Source organism: Streptomyces sp. ISL-100 (assembly GCF_018614615.1).
Classification (GTDB): Bacteria; Actinomycetota; Actinomycetes; order Streptomycetales; family Streptomycetaceae; genus Streptomyces.
This window is the reverse complement of the sequence record NZ_JAGGOK010000002.1, coordinates 128,672-154,969: the sequence shown is the minus strand read 5'-3', so window position 1 is coordinate 154,969 and position 26,298 is coordinate 128,672. Positions and strand designations below refer to the sequence as shown.

General features: G+C 70.1%; 21 protein-coding genes and 2 pseudogenes. 16 read left to right on the top strand and 7 right to left on the bottom strand.

Annotated elements, in window-relative coordinates; translation table 11 throughout:
• Positions 1–37: 37 nt before the first annotated feature.
• Positions 38–505: a DUF6643 family protein gene (locus J7E89_RS00800; RefSeq protein ID WP_214966966.1), complete on the bottom strand. Its 468-nt coding sequence runs from the start codon at positions 503–505 to the stop codon at positions 38–40.
• A gap of 280 nt (positions 506–785) precedes the next feature.
• Here J7E89_RS00800 and J7E89_RS00795 point away from each other — a divergent pair, with 280 nt between their 5' ends.
• A complete protein-coding gene (locus J7E89_RS00795; RefSeq protein ID WP_251059890.1) occupies positions 786–2,030 on the top strand; it encodes a TerD family protein in 1,245 nt (414 codons plus the stop codon).
• Positions 2,031–2,046: 16 nt separating this feature from the next.
• Here J7E89_RS00795 and J7E89_RS00790 read toward each other — a convergent pair whose 3' ends face one another.
• Complete coding sequence (locus J7E89_RS00790; RefSeq protein WP_214966962.1) at positions 2,047–3,240, bottom strand: glycosyltransferase; 1,194 nt, start codon at positions 3,238–3,240, stop codon at positions 2,047–2,049.
• Between the two features lie 58 nt (positions 3,241–3,298).
• On the opposite strand from J7E89_RS00790, the gene J7E89_RS00785 reads away from it, so the two are divergent.
• Together J7E89_RS00785 and J7E89_RS00780 are read left to right on the top strand one after the other, a co-directional pair.
• Complete coding sequence (locus tag J7E89_RS00785; RefSeq protein WP_214966960.1) at positions 3,299–4,084, top strand: glutamate racemase; 786 nt, start codon at positions 3,299–3,301, stop codon at positions 4,082–4,084.
• 69 nt (positions 4,085–4,153) lie between these two features.
• A complete protein-coding gene (locus tag J7E89_RS00780) occupies positions 4,154–4,711 on the top strand; it encodes a hypothetical protein (protein WP_214966958.1) in 558 nt (185 codons plus the stop codon).
• A gap of 154 nt (positions 4,712–4,865) precedes the next feature.
• Here the strand turns inward: J7E89_RS00780 and J7E89_RS00775 are convergent, their stop codons facing one another.
• Positions 4,866–5,954 (bottom strand): O-antigen ligase, encoded by a 1,089-nt coding sequence (locus tag J7E89_RS00775; RefSeq protein ID WP_214966956.1) that lies wholly within the window; start codon positions 5,952–5,954, stop codon positions 4,866–4,868.
• A gap of 225 nt (positions 5,955–6,179) precedes the next feature.
• On the opposite strand from J7E89_RS00775, the gene lnt reads away from it, so the two are divergent.
• Genes lnt through J7E89_RS00755 form a run of 4 tightly spaced genes read left to right on the top strand, consistent with a single transcriptional unit; the run spans position 6,180 to position 11,094 of the window.
• Complete coding sequence (lnt, locus tag J7E89_RS00770) at positions 6,180–7,796, top strand: apolipoprotein N-acyltransferase (RefSeq protein WP_374196769.1); 1,617 nt, start codon at positions 6,180–6,182, stop codon at positions 7,794–7,796.
• 35 nt (positions 7,797–7,831) lie between these two features.
• Positions 7,832–8,311 carry an NUDIX domain-containing protein gene (locus J7E89_RS00765; protein ID WP_214966954.1) on the top strand — a complete coding sequence of 160 codons (480 nt, stop codon included), beginning with the start codon at positions 7,832–7,834 and terminating at the stop codon, positions 8,309–8,311.
• A 55-nt stretch (positions 8,312–8,366) separates the two neighbouring features.
• Positions 8,367–9,164, top strand: a complete 798-nt coding sequence (locus tag J7E89_RS00760) for a 3-hydroxybutyrate dehydrogenase (RefSeq protein WP_214966952.1) — start codon at positions 8,367–8,369, stop codon at positions 9,162–9,164.
• Between the two features lie 16 nt (positions 9,165–9,180).
• A complete protein-coding gene (locus J7E89_RS00755) occupies positions 9,181–11,094 on the top strand; it encodes a helix-turn-helix domain-containing protein (protein WP_214966950.1) in 1,914 nt (637 codons plus the stop codon).
• 64 nt (positions 11,095–11,158) lie between these two features.
• On the opposite strand, the gene J7E89_RS00750 is transcribed toward J7E89_RS00755, so the two are convergent.
• Positions 11,159–12,544 carry an MFS transporter gene (locus J7E89_RS00750; RefSeq protein WP_214966948.1) on the bottom strand — a complete coding sequence of 462 codons (1,386 nt, stop codon included), beginning with the start codon at positions 12,542–12,544 and terminating at the stop codon, positions 11,159–11,161.
• Between the two features lie 330 nt (positions 12,545–12,874).
• Between J7E89_RS00750 and J7E89_RS00745 the strand changes: the two genes are divergently transcribed.
• Together J7E89_RS00745 and J7E89_RS00740 are read left to right on the top strand one after the other, a co-directional pair.
• Positions 12,875–14,293 (top strand): DEAD/DEAH box helicase, encoded by a 1,419-nt coding sequence (locus J7E89_RS00745; RefSeq protein WP_214966946.1) that lies wholly within the window; start codon positions 12,875–12,877, stop codon positions 14,291–14,293.
• A 583-nt stretch (positions 14,294–14,876) separates the two neighbouring features.
• Positions 14,877–15,272 (top strand): nuclear transport factor 2 family protein, encoded by a 396-nt coding sequence (locus tag J7E89_RS00740; protein ID WP_214966943.1) that lies wholly within the window; start codon positions 14,877–14,879, stop codon positions 15,270–15,272.
• Between the two features lie 181 nt (positions 15,273–15,453).
• Here the strand turns inward: J7E89_RS00740 and J7E89_RS00735 are convergent, their stop codons facing one another.
• Positions 15,454–15,972, bottom strand: coding sequence for an alpha/beta hydrolase (locus tag J7E89_RS00735; protein WP_214966941.1), 519 nt, complete (start codon positions 15,970–15,972; stop codon positions 15,454–15,456).
• 761 nt (positions 15,973–16,733) lie between these two features.
• On the opposite strand from J7E89_RS00735, the gene J7E89_RS00730 reads away from it, so the two are divergent.
• The 4 genes from J7E89_RS00730 (at position 16,734) to J7E89_RS00715 (ending at position 19,985) form a co-directional block, all read left to right on the top strand.
• On the top strand, positions 16,734–17,672 hold the full coding sequence (locus J7E89_RS00730; RefSeq protein ID WP_251059888.1) for an adhesin: 939 nt from the start codon (positions 16,734–16,736) through the stop codon (positions 17,670–17,672).
• Positions 17,673–17,765: 93 nt separating this feature from the next.
• Positions 17,766–18,230 (top strand): recombinase family protein, encoded by a 465-nt coding sequence (locus tag J7E89_RS00725; protein ID WP_308315283.1) that lies wholly within the window; start codon positions 17,766–17,768, stop codon positions 18,228–18,230.
• 4 nt (positions 18,231–18,234) lie between these two features.
• On the top strand, positions 18,235–18,393 hold the full coding sequence (locus J7E89_RS00720; protein ID WP_214966934.1) for a hypothetical protein: 159 nt from the start codon (positions 18,235–18,237) through the stop codon (positions 18,391–18,393).
• Positions 18,390–19,985, top strand: coding sequence for a zinc ribbon domain-containing protein (locus J7E89_RS00715; RefSeq protein ID WP_251059887.1), 1,596 nt, complete (start codon positions 18,390–18,392; stop codon positions 19,983–19,985). Before J7E89_RS00720 ends, J7E89_RS00715 begins: the two co-directional genes overlap by 4 nt.
• A 379-nt stretch (positions 19,986–20,364) precedes the next feature.
• On the opposite strand, the pseudogene J7E89_RS00710 reads toward J7E89_RS00715, so the two are convergent.
• Positions 20,365–21,334, bottom strand: a pseudogene (locus J7E89_RS00710) (histidinol-phosphatase); the annotation flags it as partial.
• 193 nt (positions 21,335–21,527) lie between these two features.
• Between J7E89_RS00710 and J7E89_RS00705 the strand changes: the two are divergent.
• The 3 genes and pseudogenes from J7E89_RS00705 to J7E89_RS00695 all read left to right on the top strand — a co-directional run bounded on the left by J7E89_RS00705 (position 21,528) and on the right by J7E89_RS00695 (position 25,667).
• Positions 21,528–22,856: a jacalin-like lectin gene (locus J7E89_RS00705; protein WP_214966932.1), complete on the top strand. Its 1,329-nt coding sequence runs from the start codon at positions 21,528–21,530 to the stop codon at positions 22,854–22,856.
• 703 nt (positions 22,857–23,559) lie between these two features.
• Positions 23,560–25,071: pseudogene (locus J7E89_RS00700) on the top strand (Tn3 family transposase); the annotation flags it as partial.
• Positions 25,072–25,193: 122 nt separating this feature from the next.
• Complete coding sequence (locus tag J7E89_RS00695) at positions 25,194–25,667, top strand: tautomerase enzyme (RefSeq protein WP_214966930.1); 474 nt, start codon at positions 25,194–25,196, stop codon at positions 25,665–25,667.
• Between the two features lie 18 nt (positions 25,668–25,685).
• On the opposite strand, the gene J7E89_RS00690 is transcribed toward J7E89_RS00695, so the two are convergent.
• Complete coding sequence (locus J7E89_RS00690) at positions 25,686–26,276, bottom strand: TetR/AcrR family transcriptional regulator (protein ID WP_214966927.1); 591 nt, start codon at positions 26,274–26,276, stop codon at positions 25,686–25,688.
• Positions 26,277–26,298 lie beyond the last annotated feature (22 nt).

Here is a 26,298-nt window from a genome sequence, read left to right as displayed (position 1 = left end):
CAATCCTGCCAGCCGGGTCGGACAGTCGTGCTGCCGGTCAGTACCCCCGGCCCTGGTACTGGTGGTTGTACGGATCGTCGTACGGCGTGGCGGCGGGCACCGGACGGGGAGCCGCGGGGCGCATGGCCTCGTACCCGGTGGCGGCGGCCTGGCGGGGCTGCTGCGGTTGGTAGTGCTGCGGACCCGGGTAACCGCGCGGGCCCGCGGCCTGCTGCGGGATGTACGGCGCCGGAGCGTGCTGGAGCGGCGCCGGCTGGGGCGCGGCCTGCTGCGGGTAGCCGTACGAAGGGGCGGGGGCGTAGTAGGAAGGCGCCGGAGGAAGCGCGGGAAGCGCCGCCGGGAGAGCCGGCAGATAGCTGTTTCCGGTGTCGTACGCGGCGGGCACCCGGATAGGAGCGATCTGGGGCGTGCCCCGTTCTGCGACCAGGGAGTCGTAGATCGGAGTGTCCGGGAAGGACGGGGCGGAGTAGTAACCGCCGCCGTAGGTGGCGCGGGGGGAGGTCATGGCACCTAAGTTAAGCGGAAGATGTTCTGGTTGGGGAGCCCGATAAGAGGGTTGTTTTACGAGTTGCGAGTGACGGCGGATCCCTAATCCGAGCGAACTTGGGAAAAACGGTCGCCGCGCGGCGTTGGGATCCTGTAAAAGGCGCGCTGGCCATGGGTTACCCGGGGTCGCCGAGTGATCTTGAGCCCGTCGGATCCGTCGTGGCGGGCCTGTGGAAGGCGGGGGAATAGGTTGGCCGTACAGAAATCTCCAGAGACCCGCACTCGCGATGGGGGCGATCATGTCCATGCTTAAAGGAACCAATGTGCCGGTGCCGGCGCAGGCCGTCCGCGTCGAATTGGGATGGCGTTCAGGTCCCGGTGTACCGGACGTCGACGCTTCTGCCCTTCTGCTGGTGTCGGGAAAGGTCCGTTCGGACGCGGACTTCGTCTTTTACAACCAGCCCGCGCACGCGTCGGGCGCGGTACGGCACGACGGGAAGACCCCCTCCGGAGACAGTGTGACGGACACGCTTTCGGTCGACCTCGCACAGGTGGAGGCCGCCGTGGAGACCGTGGTCCTGGCGGCCTCGGCGGACGGCGGCAACTTCGGGCAGGTGCCGGGTCTTTACGTACGGGTGCTGGACGCCGCGAACGGCACCGAACTCGCGCGCTTCGACAGCCAGGACGCGAGCGTCGAAACAGCCTTCGTCCTCGGTGAGCTCTACCGGCGACAGGGCGCGTGGAAGTTCCGCGCCGTGGGGCAGGGCTACGACAGTGGACTGGAGGGGCTCGCCAGGGACTTCGGCATCAGCGTCGACGAGCCCCAGCAGCAGACGTCAGCTCCGGCTGCCGCGCCGACCGCGCCACCGGTGGCGGCCCCGGCTCCCGCCACGCCCGCCGCTCCGGTACGCCTCACGAAGATCACACTCACCAAGGAAGCCCCGGCCGTCTCGCTCACCAAGCAAGGCGGCACCTCGGGCATGATGCGCGTGAACCTCAACTGGGAGGTCCGCAAGCAGTTCAAGGGCTGGGGCGCCAAGCTCGGCAGGGCCGTCGCCATGCACGGCGACCTGGACCTCGACCTGTGCGCCCTCTTTGAACTCAACGACGGCCGCAAGGGCGTCGTCCAGGCTCTCGGCAACGCCTTCGGTTCGCTGCAGCAGCCGCCGTACATCCATCTCGACGGTGACGACCGCACCGGATCCGTGAGCACCGGCGAGAACCTGACCATCAACCTCGACCACAAGGACAAGCTCCGCCGCGTCGTCATCTTCGTGGCTGTCTATGAAGGGGCCCGTTCCTTCGCAGACCTGCACGCCACGGTCACGCTCACGCCGCAGAACGGCGCCCCCATCGACTTCTCGCTCGACGAGTGCACCGTGCCCTCCACCGTCGCCGCGCTCGCCCTCATCACCAACGAGGGCGGCGATCTGACCGTGCGGCGCGAAGCGCGCTATCTCGTACCGGAGCGCGGTGTCAGCCCGCAGCGCACCATCGACCACGCCTATGGGTGGGGCATGAACTGGTCGCCCGGCAGGAAGTGACCGTCCGGCGGCCGGCTCAGCGTTCCGGCGCGGCTTCGGGACGGGCGTACGTACGCCCCTTCCAGGCCGCGCCGCGCCCCCGGTAGTGCTGCACAGCGGAATCGACGGTCATCAACAGATAGAGGACAGCCGTGAACGGCAGCAGCAACGAGAACCACAGCGGCTGACGGTAGTAACGCAGTACGGGAAGGTACGTAGCGGTCATTACGGCCCATGCCAGGCCGCCCGCCCACGCCGCCACACCGTCAACCGACAGCACACCGGCGCAGAGAGTGAGCGGGGGCGCGAGATACACCAGCGCGAGCCCCGCGACCGTTCCCGCGAGCAGCGACGGACTGTGCATCAGTTGGGCGTACGCGCTGCGCGAGACCATCCGCCACAGATCGCCGAGCCGCGGATACGGGCGCACGCTGTCCACCCGCTCGGCGAGCCCCAGCCAGATCCTGCCCCCACTGCGTTGCACCGCTCCGGCCAGTGACACGTCGTCGATCACCGCCTGCCGGATCGAGTCGGGCACGCGTGCGCGTGCCGCTGCCTGAGTCCGAAGCAGCACACAGCCCCCCGCGGCCGCCGCGGTCCGTGCCCCCGCCTTGTTGACCCACCGGAACGGATAGAGCTGCGCGAAGAAGTACACGAACGCGGGAACGACGAGTCGCTCCCATGCGGTGACGACGCGCAATCGCGCCATCTGGGAGACGAGGTCGAGGCCATTGGAGCCGGCCGCGGCCACCAGTTCGCGCAGACTCCCTGGAGCGTGCTCGATGTCGGCGTCCGTGAGGAGCAGAAACTCGGGTTCGCGTCGCTCGTGCTCATGCCCCCGCTCGCGGGCCAGCGCGATGCCGTGCCGCAGGGCCCAGAGTTTCCCGGTCCAGCCCGGCTCCGGTTCGCCGGGGGACACCACGGTCAGCGGGAGCCCGCCGTGCAGGCCGGCCAGCTCCCGCGCCAGTGCGCCCGTACCGTCCTCGCTGCCGTCGTCGACCAGAATGATCTCCGCGCGGCCCGGATAGTCCTGTGCGAGGAGCGACGGCAGGCTCATGGGCAGCACCTCCGCCTCATCACGCGCCGGGACCACCACGGCGACATCCGGCCATACGTCCGGCTCCTCGCGGCGCGGCAACCGCTGATCCGTACGCCAGAAGAACCCCTGGCCCAGCAGCAGCCACACCCACGCGGCCAGCGATCCGACGGCAATCCACGCAACGGCGCTCATCCGTCGCAGTCTGCCCCACCCCGGGGGCCGCGCGAGGGCGGTCGACTATGGTGACCGGGTGAAGATCGCGCTCATGGACTCCGGAATCGGCCTGCTGCCGACGGCCGCCGCCGTACGCCGGCTGCGGCCCGACGCCGATCTGGTCCTCTCCTCGGACCCCGACAGCATGCCCTGGGGGCCGCGTACGCCTGCAGATGTCACCGAGCGCGCGCTCGCCGTGGCACGGGCCGCCGCCGCGCACCGGCCCGACGCGCTGATCGTGGCCTGCAACACCGCTTCCGTGCACGCCCTGCCCGCGCTCCGCGCGGCGCTGGAGCCGGGTATCCCCGTCATCGGTACCGTGCCCGCGATCAAACCGGCCGCCGCGGGCGGCGGGTCCGTGGCCATCTGGGCCACGCCCGCCACCACGGGCAGCCCGTACCAGCGAGACCTCATCCGCGACTTCGCCGACGGCGCCGCCGTCACCGAAGTGCCCTGCCCCGGTCTCGCTGACGCCGTGCAGTGGGCCGACGAGGAGGGCATCGACCGGGCCATCGCTGCGGCCGCCGCCCTTACCCCGCGCGATGTAAGGGCCGTCGTCCTGGGCTGCACCCATTACGAACTGGTCGCCGAGCGCATCCGCGCCGCCGTTCAGCCGCACGGACTGCCGCCCGTGGTGCTCCACGGGTCCGCCGACGCCGTGGCCGCGCAGGCGCTGCGCCGCATCGGCGCTGCGCCCGCCCCCGCGGCCACACCCGTCGCAGGCCTCACCGTGCTGCTCGGCGGCCGGGACTCCGCGCTGCCCGGCGCCGCGCTCGCGTACGCCGAGGGCCGCCTGCTCGATACGGTCGACGCCGCGCGCTGACACCGTGGGTCCGACGGAGGCCCCGACTCGGCGCTGCCGCGAACGCGGAACGTGAGTACGCTGCTACGCATGAGGGACCACCCCCACGGGGGGCGTACCACGGAGCCCCTTCCCGTGATCTGGACCGGACGCGCGACCAACCGCGCACAGTGGCTGCTCGCGGCCGTCGGCGGCGGCTGCCTCGCGCTCGGTATCAAACTGGCCGTCGACTCGACCTGGACTTCCGGCCTCGCCCCGCTGGTGATGTCGGTCGTGGGCTGCCTGGCTGCCGGCCTGCTCATCCTCTTCGGGACGCTGGCCTTCGTGCACGTGGCGGTCAAGGTCGACAGCGACGCCTTCGAAGTGCGCTGCGGCCACATGGGCCTGCCGCGCCGCCGCATTCTGCTCGCGCATGTGGTGCGCGCGGAGTTCGCACCGAGAGTCACACCACGGCAGTGGGGCGGCTGGGGCTACCGCTGGCGTCCCGGGAAGGGGATGGCCGTGATCGTCCGCAGAGGCGAGGGAGTCGTCCTGCGCCTCGGTGACGGCCGGAGCTTCACGGTGACCGTCGACGACGCGGAAACGGCGGTACGGATCATCCGCTCCCGCCTGCACGCGGCGGCGACAGGCGAGACCACCGGAAGCTGATCCACGCGGCTGACCCAGCCCACGTGTTCCTCAATCGCCGGGCGGGCTCAATTTTTCGCACGGGAACTTCGCCCCGCTGGGCGAAACCCAGCCCGTCCGGCGTTTGGCGTTTGAGGACCGGGGTCCCGGGCGGGAAAGGGCGTTGGCCCCCGAGCTAGTGGCTGCGCGCCCGTGCCGCTGACCCGGACGCGACCGCACCGCCACCCCCGTCGTCCGGCAGCCGTCGCGCGGTGGCCAGCCCCGCCAGTACCCCCGAGCCCGCCGTCACCGCCGTAAAGCTGAGCGCGGTGCCGATGGCCGCCAGCGCGGCGATGGCGGTGAGGGCAGCCGCGGCGGTCAGGACGACGGGGGTGGCGACGGGCGAGCGCCACAGTCCGAACAGCATCCAGCCGTAGGCGGCGCCCAGCAGAACAACCCCCGTAACGCCCTGCTCGGCCGCCTGCTGCAACGGCGCCGAGTGGGGTTTGCCGTCGGAGTCGAGCGTCTCCTGGGCGGTGGGACTGAGCCTGCCGAACCGGTCGGGGCCGGCGCCCCGCCTCGGGTACTCCTTGGCGAGCTCGACCGCGTCCCGCCACAGCAACACGCGGTTCACCGTCAGCTGCCCCTCCAGCGACACCGTAAGACCGTCCGGCAGTGCGTCCTCGGCCACCGCCCACGAACCACCCACCACGAGCCCCGTCGCCAGGGCAAGGCCTGCCAGCCCCACCGCCCTGCGGCGCACCCGCGCCGCCGCCAGCGAACACAGCAGCACACCGAGCGCCGCGGCGAAGCCGGCGACGGAACCGAGCACCAGCGCCGTCACGGCGACACCGAGGGCCAGCAGCCCGAGCGCGAGCCGCAGCAGATACGGACGCGCCGCCCACGCCGCACAGCAGGCCGCGCCAGAGGCCAGCGCCAGCAGCCCGGCGGTCGCGCCCGTACTCCCGGCACTCTGGCCGACGGCGGCCGCGCCCGGTAAGTCCCCCGGTACGCCCCCGTCCGGCCGCAGGGCGACGGCGAGGGTGAGCGCGGCCAGGGCGGCGGCCGAGGCGGCGGCGACGGGCAGCAGCGAGCCGCAGATACGGCCGCACGCATAGCCCCCGGCGACGGCGAGCACGGCCAGCAGGACGCCTTCGGGCCTGGCCTCCCGTCCGGCAGCGGCGACCAGCGTCCAGACGGCGCAGCCGCCGAGAATCACGACGCCCGCGGCATCTGTGAGGGCGTCCCGTTCGCGCGCCCCGGACCGTATCGTCGGTATGGCCATCCCGTCGACCCCCCGACCTGAGACGGGCCCCGCCCACCCGGCCGGAAGGCCAGGTGCCAGGGACTGGCGCACACGGTAATGGCAGGGGCAATGATTTGTGTACAGATTGCGCAGGAACGTTGCTTCGGCCCCCGGGCCGCGCTCCGGGGGACCGCGCCCGCCGAGACCCCCGCCGGCCGAGACCGCGCTGTCCGGGCTTCGCCCGGCCACCGTAGACTCCGCCGGGTGAGCGCCACCCAAACTGCCATAGAGCAGTCCGCAGAACAGCCGGCTCCGCACCCCGATGGCACCTCTCGCGGGAGAAGAATGCTGACCCGGCTCGTGGCCCCCGTGGCCGCCGCTCTCTCCGGTCTGCTCCTGTACGCCAGCTTCCCGCCCCGACCGCTGTGGTGGCTGGTACTGCCAGGCTTCGCCCTGCTCGCATGGTGCCTGTACGGGCGCCGGGCGCGTGCCGCGTTCGGACTCGGCTTCCTCGCCGGGCTCGGCTTCCTGCTGCCCCTGCTCAGCTGGACGGGCGAAGAGGTGGGCCCGCTGCCGTGGGTGGCACTCGCCACCGCCGAGGCGCTGTTCGTCGCGGTGACCTGTGTCGGTGTCGCTATGGTGACCCGGCTGCCGCTCTGGCCGGTGTGGGGCGCCGCCGTGTGGATCCTCGGCGAGGCGGTCCGCGCGCGCGTGCCGTTCGGCGGCTTCCCGTGGGGCAAGATCGCTTTCGGTCAGGCGGACAGCGTCTTCCTGCCGCTGGCCGCTGTCGGCGGCACGCCCGTCCTCGGGTTCGCGGTCGTGCTGTGCGGTTTCGGACTCTACGAAGCGGTACGGCAGTTCCTCACCTACCGCTCGGCCGGCGAAGTGCCGCGCAGGGGCGCGGCCATCGCCGCCCTGACCGTCGTCGTGCCGGTCACGGCGGCTCTGGCGGCCCTCCCGCTCGTCGACAACTTCGCGCAGGACGGCACCGCGACAGCGGCCGCGATCCAGGGCAACGTGCCGCAGCTCGGCCTCGACTTCAACGCCCAGCGCCGGGCGGTACTGGACAACCACGCACGGCGTACGGAACAGCTCGCCGAGGACGTCAAAGCCGGCAAGGTGTCCAAGCCGGACTTCGTCCTGTGGCCGGAGAACTCCTCCGACCTCGACCCCTACCGTAACGACGACGCCCGCAAGGTGATCGACCGTGCCGTTCGCGCGATCGGCGCCCCGACGGTCATCGGATCGGTTCTCACGCCCGACACGGGAAAGCTGCGCAACACCCTGATCGAGTGGGACCCGGAACGGGGCCCCGTCGCGACCTACGACAAGCGGCATGTCCAGCCGTTCGGCGAGTACATCCCGATGCGTTCCTTCGTACGGCTCTTCAGTTCGGATGTCGACCGCGTACGCAGGGACTTCGGGCCGGGCGACAAGGTGGGCGTCTTCGACCTCGCCGGCACCAAGGTGGGGCTCGCCACGTGCTACGAGGCGGCCTTCGACTGGGCGGTGCGGGACACGGTCACCGGCGGGGCGCAGCTCATCTCCGTACCCAGCAACAACGCCACCTTCGGGCGCAGCGAGATGACGTACCAGCAGCTCGCGATGTCCAGGGTGCGGGCCGTCGAACACAGCCGGGCCGTCGTCGTTCCCGTGACCAGCGGGGTCAGTGCCGTCATCCAGCCGGACGGCAAGGTCGTACAGCGGACACAGTTGTTCACGCCGGACGCGCTGGTCGCCGAGGTGCCGCTGCGCTCCTCGCTGACCCCCGCGACGCGCCTGGGCACGGTCCCCGAGGGCGTATTGGTGGCGCTCTCCGTGGTGGGTCTCGGGTGGGCAGTGTTCCGCGGCGTACGGGCCCGCCGGAGTACGTCCGCGTGAGCTTCGACCCGGAGACGGCCCGTTAGGGTCGGACCATGGCAACTCCCGAATTCATCCGCGAGCTCAGGGCGACCGCGGGTCACCAACTGCTCTTCCTGCCGGGCGTCAGCGCCATCGTCTTCGACGAGGCGGGCAGAGTGCTGCTCGGACGCCGTGCCGACACCGGGAAGTGGTCGATCATCGGCGGTATCCCGGAGCCGGGGGAGCAGCCGGCCACGACGGCTGTGCGCGAGGTGTACGAGGAGACCGCCGTGGAGTGCGTGGCGGAACGCGTCGTTCTCGTACAGGCACTCAAGCCGGTCGAGTACCCGAACGGCGACCGGTGCCAGTACATGGACATCACCTTCCGGTGCCGGGCCGTCGGCGGTGAGGCGCGCGTCAACGACGATGAGTCGCTGGATGTGGCGTGGTTCTCCGTGGACGCCCTCCCGGACCTCCACGAGTTCGCGCTCCTGAGGATCAAACAGGCTCTCACCGACGAACCCACATGGTTCGAGCCCACCACAATGCTCTGAAGTATGGGCGGTGACCACATCGGTGCCGAGGTGGGCGCTGCCTAGGGTCGTGGGTATGACCGCGCCCACCACACACCCCGCGCACGTTTCCGGACCCGGCCTCAGCGGCCGTACCGCGCTCGTCACCGGCGCGGCGGGCGGCATCGGCCGCGCCTGCGTGCTGCGGCTCGCGGCCGCTGGAGCCAAGGTCAGAGCCGTCGACCGGGACGCGGAAGGGCTCGACGCCCTCACCGGGCAGGCGCAGGGCCTGGCGGGCTCGGTGGAGCCGCAGACCCTCGACCTCACCGACCTCGACGCGGCAGAGCAGGTGGCGGCGGGCACGGACATCCTGGTGAACAACGCCGGGCTGCAACTGGTCCGCCCCATCGAGGAATTCCCGCCGGACGTCTTCCACACTGTCCTGACCGTGATGCTCGAAGCCCCGTTCCGGCTGATCCGGGGAGCGCTCCCGCACATGTACGGGCAGGGCTGGGGACGTATCGTCAACATTTCGTCCGTGCACGGGTTGCGCGCCTCCGCCTACAAGTCGGCGTACGTCGCCGCCAAGCACGGGCTCGAAGGGCTCTCCAAAACCGCCGCCCTTGAAGGCGCCGAGCACGGCGTCACGTCGAACTGCGTCAATCCCGGGTACGTCCGCACCCCGCTCGTGGAGCGGCAGATCGCCGACCAGGCGGCCGCCCACGGGCTGCCGGAGGAACGCGTACTCACCGACGTACTGCTCAAGGACTCCGCGCTCAAGCGCCTCCTCGAACCGGACGAGGTCGCCGAGGCCGTGGCGTACCTGTGCAGCCCCCAGGCATCGTTCATCACGGGAACTTCGCTGCCCCTCGACGGCGGCTGGACCGCTCACTAGCTGGTTGAGTGTGTCCATGTCCCACGATCAGCCACAGAGCGGCAGCGAAGTGCCGTACCTGGAACTTCTCGCGCGCGGGGCCGCCGCCGATGCCTACGAGCGGCCAGTGCTGGTCGCCCGCGCGGACGGCGCGACACCCGAGACACTCGCCGCACTCGAAACCGCGAAGACGCACGCCCTTCGGGTACGCGCCGAGCTGGAGGGGCGGCGACGGCGTGAGGCCGAGCTGTCCGCCCTCTACGAGACCGCCCACGACCTTGCCGGGCTGCGCGACCTCGACGCCGTACTGGCGGCGATCGTCCAGCGGGCGCGGTCGCTCCTGGGCACGGAGGTCGCGTACCTGAGCCTCAACGACACGGTCGCGGGCGACACGTACATGCGGGTCACCGAAGGGTCGGTGTCGGCGCGCTTCCAACAGCTGCGGCTCGGCATGGGGGAGGGGCTCGGCGGACTCGTCGCGCAGACCGCCCGCCCCTACGCGACCGAGAGCTACTTCGACGACCCACGCTTCCAGCACACCTGGACCATCGATTCGGGCGTACGCGACGAAGGGCTCGTCGCGATCCTCGGGGTACCGCTCACCCTCGGCAGCCAGGTGATCGGGGTGCTCTTCGCGGCCGACCGCCGTGCCCGCGTCTTCGAGCGCGAACAGATCGCGCTGCTCGGTTCGTTCGCCGCGCATGCCGCCGTCGCGATCGACACCGCCAACCTGCTGGCGGAGACCCGGTCGGCGCTCGCCGAGCTGGAGAAGGCCAACGAGGTCATCCGGGACCGCAGCGGTGTCATCGAGCGTGCCTCGGACGTGCACGACCGGCTCACCGAACTCGTGCTGCGCGGGGGCGGCGTCCACGACGTGGCGAGCGCGGTGTCCGAAGTGCTGGACGGCGCCGTCGAGTTCAGGGAAGCCGCCGACGGAGAACCCGCAGGGGCGGACGGACACGCGGTACGGCACGGCGACGACTGGGTGGTCAGCGTCTCGGCCGGCGGTGAACTCCTCGGCGCGCTCGTCCTGCGCGGCCACCCCGCGCTGGACCCCGTCGACCAGCGCACGCTCGAACGCGCCGCCATGGTGACGTCGTTGCTGCTGCTGGCCAGGCGCTCGGCCGGCGAGGCGGAGCAGCGCGTACGGGGTGAACTCCTCGACGACCTCCTCGATGCCCCCGACCGCGACCCCCGCCTGCTGCGCGAACGCGCCGCCCGGCTGCGCGCCGATCTCGACGCCCCTCACGTGGTGCTGGCCGCCCGCATCGAGGCGCCGAGGGAGGCCAGCGTCGAGCGTGAGAGCGCGGACCGCAGGCGGCTCTGGTCTGCGGCCTCGCACCTGGCGGCCACCGGGCACGGCCTGGCGGCCGCCCGTGACGGCGGCACCGTACTGCTGCTGCCCCTGGACAGTGGCGACAGCGCCGCTGCCCTCGCCCGGCAGACGGCGAAGCACCTGGGCGGCGCCCTGCGCGAGCCTGTGACGGTCGGAGCGTCGGGGCCGGTGGAAGCGCCCGCGGCGCACCCGGGCGCGGTCGCGGGCGCGTACGAGGAAGCACGCCGGTGCGTCGACGCGCTGCGGCTGCTCGGCCGTTGCGGGGAAGGCGCGGCGGCGGAGGACTTCGGCTTCCTGGGCCTGCTCCTCGCGGACAGCCGGGACGGACGTTCGGGGGGCGCCATCGAAGGGTTCGTACGCCGCACCATCGGTGAGGTCGTCGCATACGACCGGCGCCGGGGAACGGACTTGGTGCGCACCCTGGACGCCTACTTCGCGTGCGGGATGAGCCCTGCCCGTACGAAGGACGCACTGCACGTTCACGTGAACACGGTGGCGCAGCGCCTGGAGCGGATCGGCAGACTGCTGGGCGCCGACTGGCAGTCGCCGGAGCGCGCACTGGAAGTGCAGCTGGCGCTGCGGCTCCATGGACTGTCGTCGGCGGTGACGCGCTGAGACCGCGCACGGGAACGTCCGAAGAGCGTTCCCGTGCGCGGTTGGATGCGTGCCGTACGTCCGCTCAGACGGTGCGAGCACCGGCGGCCCGCATCGCGGAGCCTTCGTCCCGGCCCGGGTCCGCGTCGATGTCCCCCAGGTCCCGGTGCCGGGTCTCCTTCGCGCAAGCGACCGCCACGACCGTGATCAGTACGGCGGCGATGACGTACAGGGAGATCAGGGTGGAACTGCCGTGTTCGTTGAAGAGAGCGGTGGCGATCAGCGGCGCCGGAGCGCCGGCCGCGACCGACGAGAACTGCGCGCCAATGGAAGCGCCGGAGTAGCGCATGCGGGTCGCGAACATCTCCGAGAAGAAGGCCGCCTGCGGCGCGTACATCGCCCCGTGGAAGACCAGTCCGACAGTCACGGCGAGGAGCAGGTTCCCGAAGGACTTCGTGTCGATGAGCATGAAGAACGGGAACATCCACAGCCCCACCCCGACCGCGCCGAGCAGATACACGGGTCGGCGCCCGATCCGGTCCGACAGGGCGCCCCACGCTGGGATCACGGCGAAGTGGACGGCCGAGGCGACGAGTACCGCGTTGAGCGCCGTCTGCTTGCTCAGCTCCGCCGCCGTCGTCGCGTACACAAGGATGAAAGCGGTGATCACGTAGTAGCTGATGTTCTCCGCCATACGGGCGCCCATCGCGATCAGCACATCGCGCCAGTGGTAACGGAGAACGGCGACGAGCGGCATCTTCTCCGCGACGGCCGAATCGCTCTTACGGGCCTCAGCCCGCGCCAACGCGGCCTTGAAGACCGGAGATTCATCGACAGAGAGACGAATCCACAGACCGACGATCACGAGCACACCCGACAGCAGGAACGGTATGCGCCAGCCCCATGCGAGGAAGGCGGAGTCCGAAAGCAGGGCGGTCAGCGCGGACAGCACCCCGGTGGCGAGCAACTGCCCGGCCGGCGCCCCGGTCTGCGGCCAGGAGGCCCAGAACCCGCGCCGCCTCGCGTCCCCGTGCTCCGACACCAGCAGCACCGCACCGCCCCACTCGCCACCGAGCGCGAAGCCCTGGACGAGGCGCAGCACAGTGAGCAGGGCGGGTGCGGCGAAGCCGATCGAGGCATGTGTCGGCAGCAGCCCGATGGCGAAGGTGGCGCCGCCCATCATCAGCAGGCTCAGCACCAGCAGCTTCTTACGGCCGAGCCGGTCGCCGTAATGCCCGAAGACGAGCGCCCCGAGCGGCCTGGCGGCGAAGCCGACCGCGTAGGTGAGGAAGGCCAGCAGGGTCCCGACGAGGGGATCGGAGTCGGGGAAGAAGAGCTTGTTGAACACCAGAGCGGCGGCGGCTCCGTACAGGAAGAAGTCATACCACTCGATGGTGGTGCCGATGAGGCTGGCGGCGACGATGCGCTTGAGTGAGGAGGGAGCTGGTGGAGCGGATGCGGGGGCGGCCATGAACACCACTTCCGGACAGTTGGCGGGGACGTTTCCGTGTCGCCACACCGTAGAAACACGCAGGTCAACGTCCCATGTGGCGGGACACCATAGTTCCGGGGGCGGCTGTGCGCGCGACCACCATGACGGGCGCTTGGACGCTGCTCGGACGATCAGCCGCCTGCCGTCTGTGAGGCGGCCATGTCCCGTCGTTCGTGCACGGTCGGCCGGCCCGCCAGGCGTCCGGGCGCCCGCTGATAAACTCGGGACCACGCTTCGAAACCGCCGGGGCCCGTACCGAGGGGTACGGGCCCCGGCGCGTTCCGGGCGCCAGATCGAGGAAGGTTCCCCATGAACGCGAAGCCGCCGGCTCCTGGACTGTCCCGTTCCGGCAAGCCCCGGCGTGTGACAGCGCCGCAGGGCGAACTCTCGACGCCGGAGACGGTGGCCCCTGGCCTGCCGCCGGCCGAGTCCTTCGACGTACTCGGGCTGCCGCCGGAGCTGACGAAGGCGATGATCAGCCTCGGTGTGAAGGAGCCTTTCCCGATCCAGGCGGCGACCCTGCCCAACGCGCTGGCCGGCCGCGATGTCCTCGGCCGAGCGCGGACCGGCTCCGGCAAGACGCTTGCTTTCGGGCTTGCGCTGCTCGTCCGGACGGCCGGCCTGCGAGCGGAGTCGAAGCGGCCGCTCGCACTGGTCCTCGTGCCGACCCGGGAACTCGCGCAGCAGGTGAGCGACGCGTTGGCGCCGTACGCGCAGGCGCTGAATGTGCGACTGGCGACGGTGGTCGGCGGGCTGTCGATCAACCGGCAGACGGCGCTGCTGCGGACCGGCGCCGAGGTGGTCGTCGCGACGCCGGGGCGGCTGGCCGACCTGGTGTCGCGCCGGGACTGTCACCTGAACCAGGTGCGGATCACGGTGCTGGACGAGGCGGACCAGATGTGCGATCTGGGGTTCCTGCCGCAGGTTTCGGAAATCCTGGACCAGGTCCGCCCCGACGGGCAGCGGCTGCTGTTCTCGGCAACGCTCGACCGCAACGTCGACCAGCTGGTGCGGAACTACCTGCACGACCCGGTGCTCGCCTCGCTGGACCGGGTGGCGGGCTCGGTCACCACGATGGAACACCACGTCCTGAACGTCCACGCCGCCGACAAGTACGCGATCGCGACCGAAATCGCCGCGCGGGACGGCCGGGTCCTGATGTTTCTGGACACCAAGGCCGGCGTGGACCAGTTCACCCGCCACCTGAGGGCCAGCAGCGTACGGGCCGCCGCCCTGCACAGCGGGAAGTCGCAGCCGCAGCGCTCGCACACGCTCGCCCAGTTCAAGGATGGCGAGATCACCGTGCTGGTGGCCACCAATGTCGCGGCGCGGGGTATTCACATCGACGCACTCGACCTTGTCGTCAACGTCGACCCGCCGGCCGATGCCAAGGACTATCTGCACCGTGGCGGGCGCACGGCGCGCGCCGGGGAGTCCGGGAACGTAGTCACTCTGGTCACCCCCAACCAGCGGCGCGATGTGAACCGGATGATGACTGACGCCCGCATCCGGCCGACTGTCACGCAGGTGCGCTCCGGCGAGGAGAAGCTGACCGCCATCACCGGGGCGAAGCGCCCGCCGACCGGGGCGAATCCCAGCAGCGGCAACGCCCCCTTCCGCGGCCTCGGCACACGTCCGGGCCGCCCCGCGAAGGAGTCCCGCAAAGCCGCCGAGGCCCGCAAGACAGCACAAGCCCGCGCGGCGGCCCGGGTGCGCAAGAGCTGCTGACGCCGGACGAACGTGTCCCGCCCTGGGGACTGGCGTCGCGCCTTGTACAGGAACGGTGCTGGTTCGGTGCTGACTTGATCCAGTCAGACCGCGGCAGTCCGCAGGTGGTAGCTCTCACCGAATGAGTTGTCGTACCACTCAATAGTGGCCCCGATGAGGCTCGCGGCGACAATGCGCCTGAGTGAACTGGGCGTTGGGGGAGCGGCTGCTGGGGCGGCCATGAGTATCACTTCCGGACAGTTGGCGGGCACGTTTCGGTGTCGCCACTCCGTAGAAACACCCAGGTCAGCATCCATGTGGTGGGACGCCATAGTTTCGGGGTCGGCTGTGTGCGCGACCACCATGACAGGCACTTGGACGCTGCTCCGGGCACCGCATGGAAGACCGGCGGGCGGCTGTGCGAGTTGCGCGCTTCGGCGCGTTTATTGGTGGCCCGTGCTCCTGCACGAAGCCCGGCACCGCTCTGATCAGCTGGAATGAGGGTGATTGCCGTCGCGGTGATCGAGTAGCCGTTCCCACACGGGAGAGAAGAATGGAATGTATCGGCTATAAGTTTCGGAAATGGTGGATAGAGGCGAATCTCATGGCTGAACACCCGCACGCAGCACTCGTCCGCAGGGGCTACGAGGCTTTCAACGGCGGTGACATGGACACCCTGCGCGCGCTGATAGCGACGGACGCCACGCAGCACGTCCCCGGGGACCACCCCCTGTCTGGCGACTTCAAGGGGCAGGACGCGATCATCGACCTGTACCGGCGCTTCGCCGAAGAGACGAACGGGACGATGCGCGCCGAGCTGCGCAACGTCTTTGTGGACGGCCGAGGCCACGCGGTGGCCGTGCACCACTTCACGGCCGAACGTCAGGGCAAGCGCATCGACGAGGACGGAACCATCGTCTTCCGGATCGTCGGAGAGAAGGCCACCGATCTCGACGAGTGTGTCGAGGACATCGACAGGGCCAACGACTTCTGGTCGTGACGGAAGGCAGGACGGCCGGTCCCGCCATGCCGAAGACCTCACCGTCCACTCCGAGGAGCCGACGGAATTCACTCGCACGTTGCGAGGCTGGCTGGGCGAGTTTTTCTTCAGCGCCGGTGAGGCTGACCTGCAAGCCTTCGATCTCGCCCAGCTCGACGAAACGGGGGGCGTGGGCGCTCCCTCAGGGGGCGTTCCACCATCGCAAGGCTTCTGCCGCTACGTCGGCGGGCACGTCATGGCCGTCGGCGAACTCCCTGTAAGTGACCGGGTACTCATCGTCGCGGAGTGTACGGACGACCTGACGGCCGCACCGGTCGATCGGCAGCACCCGGTCCGCCGTGCCGTGGGAGACGAAGATGCGGGGTCGGCCATGACGGAGCAGTGGCGCCATGAACCCGGGGGAGAAGGCGAGCACCGCGCCGAAGAGATCGCCATTGGTCAGTCCCAGGGAAAGGGCGTAGGAGGCGCCGTCGGAGAAGCCGGCGATCGCCACGCCCGCCGCCTCGACCGGATGCCTTTGGAACACATCGGCCAGAGCGGTGTCGAGCCGGACCACGTCCGGGCCGTATCCGCCGACGATCAGGTCCCAGGTGGATCCTGAGGCCTGAGGCGCGAGGAGCAGGAGGCCGTCGGCTGCCGCCTGCGGACTCAGCCATGTCAGAGCCTGCTCGGCTGATCCTCCGGCCCCGTGAAGCACCACAGCCAGCCGATACGGCGGCGGTACCCAGGGCACGCGCAGCAAGAACTGCTTGTCCGTCCGATACGTGCCCGGCTGCGGCGACTTCACTTCAACAACACGCGGACGCGCGGTGAGCCTGCCGTGGCGTGCGTTTTCTTCAATCGACGGATGAGGAGCACCACTTTCGGGTACCGGCATCTTGACCGCCGCCTCCCTTCGGGCCCGGTGGCCCAGCGGCCGCTGTACCGAGGTGGAGCTCAATGCGCGGCAGCCGCGTCCCGGCGGCGCGGCGGTCAGCAGCCTCGCCGCTGAGGCTCCCTTCGCGGACTCACCCTCCCGGTACCCGTCACCGCCGTGGGTACGCAGCCGCCACAGGGCCGTGTACTCGGCGATGGCGATGACTCGTCGCCGTAAGCGAGCGCCTGCGACCTCATCCGCAGCGGTCGCTGGGCCACTCACGGCATCACCGAAGCCCGCACGCCCGGCGGCCAGGAGTGCGGGCTCGCCCGCTTCACCGACTTCCTTGTGTTGCGGCGCCCCTGATGGGGCGTCAGCAGTGTCATCAGGCCATGGGTGAGTGGTGCGGTCAACCATGGATCAGACCAAGGTTGAATGTTGGACTAGGTCAAGTGTGGGCCTCGGACAAGGGGAGATGTCAATCTCCATTTTCCTCTCGCCGTAGCCGACTTGCTCCTGCATAGTGTCCTGCCATGGCGTGTGAACAGTGCGGCAGTGGCCGAAAAGGTCCCCTGCCGGGAATGGGCTGCCCCGACTGCGGAGCCATGTCCCTCCCCTCTTCCGGTCCCGACGGCTCGTGGGTCGCACGGGAGACACTTCTGGGTCGCATATCCACCCTCTCCCGGCCGCGAAGAGCCCTGCTCGTCACGGCAGTTGCGGTAACCCTTTGCTGTTTCGTCGGCGTGGGCGCGCTGCTCTCCGAAGTCCCCGGTGGCGCCAGGGGTAACGAAGCCGCGTTCGAGGACGACCTCAGCGGCCGCAGCGTACCGACCCGTATCAGTCCGTCCTCGCTGCCGGGCCTGATCGCATCCCCTTCTCCCAGCCCCACCCCGAGCCGGCGTGCCACTCCCACGTCGACGACGGTCAAGCCCCCGCCCGCCAAGGTGTCCGTGCACGTCGAGACCCCCGCGCCGTCGAAGAAACCCGCCCCGCGGCCCTCCGGTCCGGGCTATACCGGCTGGGCGGGCCCCGGCTGCACCACCAACGTCTACCAGGAGTACGGCCGCTACCACAGTGGCGGCGGGTACGGCGGCGGCTATGGCCACCACCAGCCCGGCTACGGCGGCGGCTGGTACGACCTGCCGTCCGGCGGCTACCGGGGCAGTACCTGCGACGGCAGGTTCACTGCCATACCCATGTCGGGACATCCGTACGAGGACGGCCAGGGCACGGCGATCTGGTCATGGCAGATAGGCAAGGGGTACGACGAGTGTCACCTCGCCGTGTACGTGCCGAACAGCGGCCGCGACGGTGATGCCGCCGGCAACCCCACGGTCTACCAAGTGCTCGCCTCCGCCTCGAGTGGCCACTACCCGCAGGCCACGTTCGGCGTCCGCCAGATCGACCACCGAGGCAGCCTCGTCGCCGTGGGCAGCTACCCGGTAGAGGGCGAGTCCTTCACTGTGCGGTTGCTCGACCGGGGCCAGGCAAGCTGGGGCGCACATCACGCCGCGGCCCAGATGAGACTCAGGTGTACGACCTGAAACCTCACCTGGTCCGAACGCGGACCAGGGCCAACAGGCGGCCAGTATGCAGGCTCATCATTTTGATTAAAGATCCTCAGTGATCGTAGTAGCGTGATTGCTGTGGAACTTCTCCGACTCTCAAGGGCTGTGAAGCGTCTGGGTGTTCATCCTGTGACGCTTCGTCTTTGGGCTGACTCGGGGAAGATTCCGGTGACTTGGGTCGGTCGTGAGCGTCGCTTCTCCTCGGTCGATGTCGAGGCGATGAAGGTCACCAGCAGCGCGGGTCGTGTGCGTCTGGAGGCCCTGTACGTGCGCGTGTCCGGAGCTTCCGGCCAGGAATCCTCCCTGGAAACGCAGGAGAAGGAGCTTCGGGCCACCTCCAGCGGCGAGATCGTGCGGGTCTTCCAGGACCGCTCGTCCGGCCTGCGCGAGGACCGCCCGGGCCTCAACAGACTCCTGCAACTGGTCGCTGACGGCAGCGTCACGGTCGTACGCGTCACTCATGAGGACCGTTTGGCCAGGTTCACCGTCGGCTGGGCTCAAGCGACTGCTCGCCGCCCACGGCGTCACCCTTGAGGCCGTGCATCCGAAGAAGCTCGGTGGCCCGGACGAACTGCTCGAAGACTTCATCTCCCTGGTAACGACGTTCGCCGGTCGCTTGTACGGGATGCGCTCGGCCGAGGCCCGGCGCCGGCTGCTTACCGAGACCGGACAATGCGCCGCCGGTGGTGAGCGTTGAGCCGGAAACTTCAGCTCGCCGAGGGCGAGACCTCGCGTACCGCATGCGCACGCGTCCCGCTGCGCGGCGGCGTGGACGAGAAGACCGGCGAAGTCCTCTCCCCGGCCGCCTTGGCCCAGCGCGTGAGCTGGTGCACCGAGTTGGTCTCGGGCATGGTCTCCGCGCTGACCGCCGAGCACTGGAACACCGTCGACGTGGACCAGCCGGCCTCCGGCGAGGACGCTGGGGGCCAGAAGCTGCCGTCGAACGCGTGGATGGCGCTGCGCCGGCTGGGGTGGACGACTACTGCGCCCGAGGGCGTCAAGGTCAACGACCGTATCGTGCGGATGGCCCAGGAACAGGCCGGGCGGGGGCTGCGGTCGGCGAAGTGGCGTGCTGACCTGACCGCCGGAGTGCTGGCCACCTGGCCCGCCGATCCGACCAAGCGCACGCCCAAGGAATGGGAGCAGGTCCGCCAGGCTGTGCCCGGCGGACAGCATCTGCCGTCCAGCGTGGTCACGTCCCGCACACGGCAAGCTGCCGCCTTCGCCCGACGGCACGGGCGGCTTCCGACCGAGGTGTTCGAGCTGGAGTCCGCTCCCCGCGTGGCGCGGATGCTGCTGTTGTCGGCGTGCGACGGGCAGCAGGCCACCATCGAACGCGCCGACGATCCCATGCGAGCGCTGTTGCGCCTCCAGCTCCCCACCCGCCCTGATCCCCGGTCCTACCGGGAATGGACGTGGGTTGCCTGCTCCGTCTTGCTGCCGCCGACGATCCCGCCGAGCGCGGCGCTGCACCTGCCCACCCTCCGCCCAGTCGGCGGCCGGGTGCGTGTTGATCTCGCCTACACCCACGCCGTCCCGAAGACCCGCCGCAGCGGGCACACCATCGCGCTCGGCGTGGACTGGGGCCTGAACACCCTGCTGTCCGCAGGCGCGGCACGGTTGCACGACGACGGGCGGATCACCGCCCTGGGGGCCGGGGCCCAGTTCCGGGCCGCTGGGGTTGTGGCCAAGCAGCACCGGCTGCGCCGGCACGGCGAGTTCCTGCAGGCCAGGGCTGACCGCTACCAGCGGCTCATCGACGGCCGCGTCCCCCATCCGGCCCTGGCCGACAAGCACACGGTGCTGCTCAAAGAGATCCGGCACGTTTCCGCCCCCCGTTCGAACCTCAACAACGCCCTCGCCTGGGCGGCCGCCCGCTGGGCGGTCGATCAGGCCATCGCCGCCGGGGCTACCGTTATCTACCTCGAAGACCTGCGGTCGATGGAAGCCAAAGGCATGGGCCGCACGATGAACACGCGGATGTCCCAGCAGGTGCGCGGGCAGATCGCCGACCGCATGCGGCACCTCGCAGCCGAGGCCGGTATCGCGGTCGTGACAGTCCCCGCCCGGAACACCTCCAGGCACTGCCCTCAGTGCCTCACCCCGCTTCGCCACCGCAAAGCACCCGACCGCCCCACCACACCGGGCTGGAAATGGGCCATCTGCCCCGACCGCAACGGCTGCGGCTGGCAGGGCGACCGCGACCATGGGGCAGGCGCCGTATCGCCGCACGCGGTCTGGCCCACCAGAACAAGACCGTCACCGACCGCGCCACCGGCACCACGGTGATCCGCACGGTTGTGGACAACCTCGAAGTCAAAGCCGTGGTCACCCCGACCACCACGACCAGCCGGAGCGACCGGTCCAAGACCGGACCCACCCGGCGACAGACAGCACGCCCCGCGCCCAGGCGACGCAGGGCACCCTCCCCCACCAGACCTCACGGCCTGGCAGGCAAGCGTCCGGAGGGACACGCTCACACGGACCGGACCCGGCTGCCCCGCGCAGCCCACCGGCACCAGGACGTGACAACGACCAGCACACCCACCACCAGCCGACACCGGCCAAGAGGAGCAGCACTCGGCGCGGGATTCCATCTCCACGCCCATGCCTCCCCACCACGATGGGAAACGATCCCAGACACTACACCTGACACCGGATCGCTTAGCTGACTAGAGACGCTGTCCCACAGGCCTCCGACGGTGGCGGTCATCCAGTCGAAGCCGCCCCAGGTGCGATAGCTCTCCAGGGGGTATCCGGCAAACGAGTTCGCGCCGGGGCTGCCGTCGTAGAGGCCGCGGGCGCGGCCCATGCCGACCGGCTTCTCGATGCCGGCGGCTTGGTGCCCGGGCGCACCCTCCATGCCGACGGCGATCCGGCGACCCGTCGCGGATGTCGCGTCGCGCCAGCCGCGGATCTCGTGGGGCGAGTCGATGCCCTTGCGTGCGGGATGGTTGGCGAGCATCAGGATGTCCTTGACGCGGCGCCGCTGGACCTGCTCGGCAAGGAAATTGAGGCCCGCGACGGCAAGGGCCTCGTTGGCGGGCGTCGAGTCTCCGGCCTTCTTCGTGCTGCCGTCGTACGAGGTCTCGAACTCCTTGGGGACGGCGACCTCGTTCTTGCCGGGGTGTACGAAGACAGTGCCGTGCTCGGCGGCGGGGATGTTCCACTCCAGGCCCTGAAAGACGAGGGTGTCCTCGTAGGCGGCCCGAGCCTCTCTGATGTCCGGGTTTGACCTTCTCGACGCCGATCTTGGCGTGGGTCTCGCTTCCGTGGTCGGTGATCACCATCCAGTCGAGGCCGTGCCGCGCGCGATGGCGGACCTGGTCGCCGACGCGGTACTTGCCGTCGCTGCTGTTCTGGGTGTGGATGTGGTGGTCGCCTGCCAGCCAGAGGAACCCGCTCCCGCGGCGACGTGCGGCATGCGCAGGCGCCGTGGTCCCTTGCGCGAGTACGCCCGCCGCCGCCAAGCCCGCGCCGAGCAGCCCCGCGCGCCGCAGCATGGAGCGGCGTGAGTGCTGCTCGGGAGTCAGTGCCTCGTCGGGTACGGAGACGTCGAAGGCGGCCGGGAGCGCGCTGCCCTCGGGGTGGTGACGGTGGTGCCCATGCCCATGCCCATGCCCGTGCCCGTGCCCCATGTCGGCCTCCTGTGTCCGGCGCCGCCGATGCGGTCGCGCCCGAAAGCGAGACTCGACCAGATACGTGAACATTCAACGTCCGCAGAATGATGACCGGGCGACCTCCCCGAGGGCCTTGTGGGGAGGTGAGTTGGCGCGAACCCTGAGTACCGTTGATCTTCCTCCCGCCTCGCGTCTGGAGACACCCCCCATCATGAGAAGACTCATCGGCACCCTTGTGGCAGGCACCGGCCTGGCCCTCTCCGGGCTCGCCACCATCGGCACGGCGCACGCGGCCGCCGCCGACGACCCCTCGGGCGCCTTCAGCGTCCTCACGTACAACGTCGCGGGCCTTCCGCAGGGGCTGAGCTCCGGCAACCCGGCGACCAACACCCCGCTGATCTCCCCGCGTCTCGCGGCGTACGACATCGTGAACGTCCAGGAGGACTTCAACTACCACGCGGCGCTGTACGCGGGCGACGACCACCCGCACCGCACCGCGACGAGCGGCGGCGCCGGCATCGGCGACGGTCTCAATACCCTGTCCGACTACGCCTTCGAGGACTTCGAGCGGGTCGACTGGAACAACTGCACAGGCACCGACTGCCTGACGCCGAAGGGCTTCACGCAGGCCCGGGTCCGGCTGGCCGAGGGCGTGTTCGTAGACCTCTACAACGTCCACACGAACGCGGACGTGACGGGGGCGGCACTGGCCGCGCGCCGCGCCAACATCGAACAGCTCTCGGACTTCATCCAGGCGAACTCAGCGGGCAACGCGGTAGTCGTCATGGGCGACACCAACACCCGCTACACGCGCTCGGGCGACAACATCCGCACGCTGGCGACCGAGAACGGCCTGACCGACGCGTGGGTTCAGCTGGTCCGCGGCGGTAGCGCCCCGGCTCAGGGCAGTGACGCGATTGTCTGCCCCAAGACGGCTCCGACGAACGACTGCGAGGTGGTGGACAAGATCCTCTATCGCGGCAGCAACCTGGTGAACCTCTCCGCCACCCGTTACAGCAACGAGTGGGCGTCTTTCCTCGACCCCAGGGGCGACAACCTCTCCGACCACTTCCCGCACGCGGTCGACTTCTCCTGGACGCTGCCCTCGACGCTCCGGGCCGGCGACTTCTTCGGCGGCCCGCACGGCACGGCGTTCAACGATGCGGACAACCTCCCGTCGCCGGTCGCGCCCCGCACGCTGACCCTGCGCGGCGGCTCCCGCCTCGACGCGGTCGCGCTCACACATGACGGCGGTACGTCGCTGAGTCACGGCGGTACGGGTGGCACCGCCACGTCCCTGACCCTCGCACCGGGCGAACACCTCACCTCAGTGACGCTCACGCGCGGGCCGAAGGACGGCCGGACCCGCCTCTTCTCGGCGGCCTTCACGACCGACAAGTCCCGTATCCTGAGGGCCGGTTCGGCCACGACGGACAGCGTGACCTACGCAGCACCTTCCGGCTGGCAGATCGTCGGCTTCAGTGGCCGCGCGGGCGACGAGGTCGACAAACTGGGGGTGCTGTACGCGCCGATCGGCTGATGCCGGTGCGACGAGGACGGGTTCGAGAACGTCACCGTGTCAGCGCTGGCACCTGCCGACGAGGGTCGCCGTGCCGGCCGCAGGTGAGTACATCGAGCGGATCGCGAACGCGGTGGCCGGTCGGGCCGGCAAGGACGCGCCGACCGGGTTCGCGCGCGCGTACCGGGAGTCCTACCGGCCCGGTACCGGAACGGCTGCGGCGGGGGGTCGCGTTCGAGCCGCCGACCACGGAAGTGCTGTCCGACGGCGCGCGGCGCCGCACGGTGTTCGCAGAGGTGTACGACGTCTTTCGTACCCGAGGCCTCGGTCGTGCGGCGGGCTCGGCTCAATGCCGGGCTGTCCGCTGACGACTCGCCGGTACCGGCGGAAGGCCCGACGCCCGGCGCCAATTCAGTGCGTTCGTCCCGACTTTGGCGCCCTCAAGCCGCTGTCCGCCCAACTGAGTGTCGGCGTCGGACGCGACTCGCGCGGGCAGCTGCTGTACGTACGGGTGCGGCGCTCGCCGGGCAACTCGGCAACGCACCGGTGGAATTCCCGGGAGGACGCATCGGCTGCCACGAATATCCGGATGAGTTGGGGGTTGAGGAACATCGGAACGAAAACCGGCGCTAAGCCTCTTCGGCGCCCGGATGCGCTTTGACCTGGCCTTCTGCGGGGGCTGAACCTTCGGCAGTCGTGTTGATCGACTGTCTGGGGGTCCGGGGTGCCGGTCGAGTTTTTGACGGATGAGCAGGCCGCTGCGTACGCGGCGTTTCGCGGGGCGCCGTCCCGTTCAGAGTTGGAGCGTTTCTTCTTCCTGGACGACGCGGACCGGGAGCTGATCGAGGGTAAGCGGCGGGCCCACAACCGTCTGGGCTTCGCGTTGCAGCTGACGACCGCGCGTTACCTCGGGGTGTTCGTGGATGACCCGATGGACGTGCCAGTCGAGGTTGTGGACTACCTGGCCGAGCAGCTCGGCATCGAGGACGCTTCGGTGCTGAAGGCGTACGGCGAGCGGGAGAACACGCGGCTGGAGCAGTTCCACCGGATGCTGCGCCGGCGCGAGGTGTTCGCGAAGAAATCCTCCAAGTGGGGCGACCCGCGGGCGAAGCTGCTGGCCAGTCAGGCGTGGGAGCAGGCCAAGCCCACCGTCCTCGCCTCGCTCGGGCTCCCGGCCGGGGCGGGCGAGCACCTGGCAGCGCGGGCCGCGCTGCTGGACGGGACGTACCGCGAGGTCGCCTCGCGCCTGCCGGACAACGCGCAGATCGTCTTCGACGACGACGGCCGGCTGCACTTCGCCGCCCTGGAGCCGGAGCCTGAACCGTCCTCCCTGCTCGATCTGCGGGCGGCGGTGAACGCGATGCTGCCCCGCGTGGACCTGCCGGAGGTGCTGCTAAAGGTGTTCTCCTGGACCGGCGCCGACCAGGCGTTCACCTCGGTCACCGGCGGCGAGGCCCGGCTGAAGGACCTGCACGTGACGATCGCCGCGCTCCTGGTGGCCGACGGCTGCAACGTCGGCTACACCCCGGTGATCGGCGGGGTCGACGCGCTGAAGTACGGGCGGCTGTCCCACGTCGACCAGACGTATCTGCGCCTGGCGACGTACCGGGCGGCGAACGCCACGCTGATCCAGAGCCAGGCGTCCATCCCGCTCGCGCAGGCGTGGGGCGGCGGCCTGGTCGCCTCCGTCGACGGGATGCGGTTCGTGGTGCCGGTGCCCAGCGTGTACGCCAGGCCGGACCCCAAGTACTTCGGGCGCCGTGGCGGCGCCACCTGGCTGAACATGATCAACGATCAGGCGGCCGGGCTGGGCGGGAAGGTGATGGCCGGCACGCCGCGCGACTCGCTGTATGTGCTGGACGTTCTCTACGACCGCGACGGCGGCAAGCGCCCGGAGATGATCGTCACCGATACCGCCTCGTACTCCGACATCGTGTTCGGCCTGCTCACGCTCGCCGGGTTCGCGTACGCGCCGCAGCTGGCGGACCTGCCGGACCAGAAGATGTGGCGCATCGACCGCACCGCGGACTACGGCGCCTTCACCGACGCCGCCCGAGGCCGGGTGGACCTCGCTCGGATCGAGCGGCACTGGGAGGACATCCTGCGGATCATCGGCTCCATCCACACCGGAGCGGTCCGCGCCTACGACGTGATCCGGATGCTCTCCCGCGACGGGCGGCCGACCCCCCTTGGGGATGCGATCGCGCACTATGGGCGGATCGCGAAGACCCCACACGGGGGGGCGCCACTTTCCCCTGGCCCGCGAAGCTGATGTGAGCTGTTCCTACCCCCGTGGGTTATGACACCCGTTATAGAGCGGTGTAGGCTCGACTTATAACAGTCGTTATAGGGAGAGTCGTGACCGTCATCACCGTGAACAGTTCGAAGGGCCGCCTGAGCCTGGAGCAGCGCCGCAAGCTGGCCGAGACGCTGACGGACGCCGTGCTCGTGCCCGAGGTCGGCCAGTTCGCCCCGGCTGCGCGGGTCGGATTCCAGGTGCACTTCACCGAGCGTGAGCCCGACGCGATGGCCATCGGCGGCCGCTTGCTGGCGGATGCGGGACCGGGTGCCGACGCAATGGTGATCGACGTGACGGTCATGGACGGCGACTGGCGCCAGGAAGTCCGCACCGAGGTCATCAAGCGCGTCCTGGCCGCGATGGCCGACGCCTGCGGTGTGGCAGAGCCGTCGCCGACCTGGTGGGTGACCCTCCGCGTGATCGACGAAGGCAGCTGGGGCTCGCGCGGCGGCGTCCTGTCCGTCCTCTCCCTCCTCGAAAGCGGCGTGTTCACCGAGGAGAAGGCCGAGGCCGTCCGCGCCGCGCTCCGGTGATCGCGGCCGACGGCCCCCTCAGCCCTTGATCGTGGCGGCGATGAGGCTCTGGAGCTGTGCTGCGGTGCGGTCCAGAGGTTCGGTGCTGCGCTTGGCGCGGCAGAGAGCCACGGTGCCCTCGACGGCCGCGACGATGAGCGTGGCGACCTGTGCTGCCTGCTCGGCGTCGGCGCCGTGTTCCCGCAGGGAGCCGGCGAGCAGGCTCTCCCACTGGTCGAAGACCTCGGCCGCGGCCGCCAGGGCGGGCGGCACCTCGTCGGCCGGGGGCTCCTCGATGGCCACGGCCAGGACGGGGCATCCGGCATGGAAGTCGGTGTCGACGACGATCTTGCGCCACAGGGTCAGGAAGGCGCGCAGTCCGGCAGCCGGGCCCGCCGCGAGTTCCTTTCGCAGACTGCGGGCGACCCACTCACCCGTGTAGCGGACCGCTTCCGTGGCCAGCTGCTGCTTGCCCTCGGGGAAGTAGTGGTACGTCGAGCCGAGCGGCGCCTTGGCGTGCTTGGCCATCTCCCGGATGCTCGTGGCGCTCAGACCGCGTCGGCTGATCATGTCGGCGGCACCCGCCACGATCCGCTCGCGGGACGGCGTACTGCTACTGCTCTTGGTCACCTGTGCACTCCCCTCTGGCTAT

Coding starts and splice junctions, on each gene's coding strand:
- J7E89_RS00765 (WP_214966954.1), top strand. CDS start 7,832: ATGGCAACTCCCGAATTCATCCGCGAGCTCAGGGCGACCGCGGGTCAC.
- J7E89_RS00790 (WP_214966962.1), bottom strand. CDS start 3,240: ATGAGCGCCGTTGCGTGGATTGCCGTCGGATCGCTGGCCGCGTGGGTG.
- J7E89_RS00800 (WP_214966966.1), bottom strand. CDS start 505: ATGACCTCCCCCCGCGCCACCTACGGCGGCGGTTACTACTCCGCCCCG.
- J7E89_RS00705 (WP_214966932.1), top strand. CDS start 21,528: ATGAGAAGACTCATCGGCACCCTTGTGGCAGGCACCGGCCTGGCCCTC.
- J7E89_RS00750 (WP_214966948.1), bottom strand. CDS start 12,544: ATGGCCGCCCCCGCATCCGCTCCACCAGCTCCCTCCTCACTCAAGCGC.
- J7E89_RS00745 (WP_214966946.1), top strand. CDS start 12,875: ATGAACGCGAAGCCGCCGGCTCCTGGACTGTCCCGTTCCGGCAAGCCC.
- J7E89_RS00755 (WP_214966950.1), top strand. CDS start 9,181: ATGTCCCACGATCAGCCACAGAGCGGCAGCGAAGTGCCGTACCTGGAA.
- J7E89_RS00775 (WP_214966956.1), bottom strand. CDS start 5,954: ATGGCCATACCGACGATACGGTCCGGGGCGCGCGAACGGGACGCCCTC.
- J7E89_RS00730 (WP_251059888.1), top strand. CDS start 16,734: ATGTCCCTCCCCTCTTCCGGTCCCGACGGCTCGTGGGTCGCACGGGAG.
- J7E89_RS00780 (WP_214966958.1), top strand. CDS start 4,154: ATGAGGGACCACCCCCACGGGGGGCGTACCACGGAGCCCCTTCCCGTG.
- J7E89_RS00740 (WP_214966943.1), top strand. CDS start 14,877: ATGGCTGAACACCCGCACGCAGCACTCGTCCGCAGGGGCTACGAGGCT.
- J7E89_RS00760 (WP_214966952.1), top strand. CDS start 8,367: ATGACCGCGCCCACCACACACCCCGCGCACGTTTCCGGACCCGGCCTC.
- J7E89_RS00795 (WP_251059890.1), top strand. CDS start 786: ATGTCCATGCTTAAAGGAACCAATGTGCCGGTGCCGGCGCAGGCCGTC.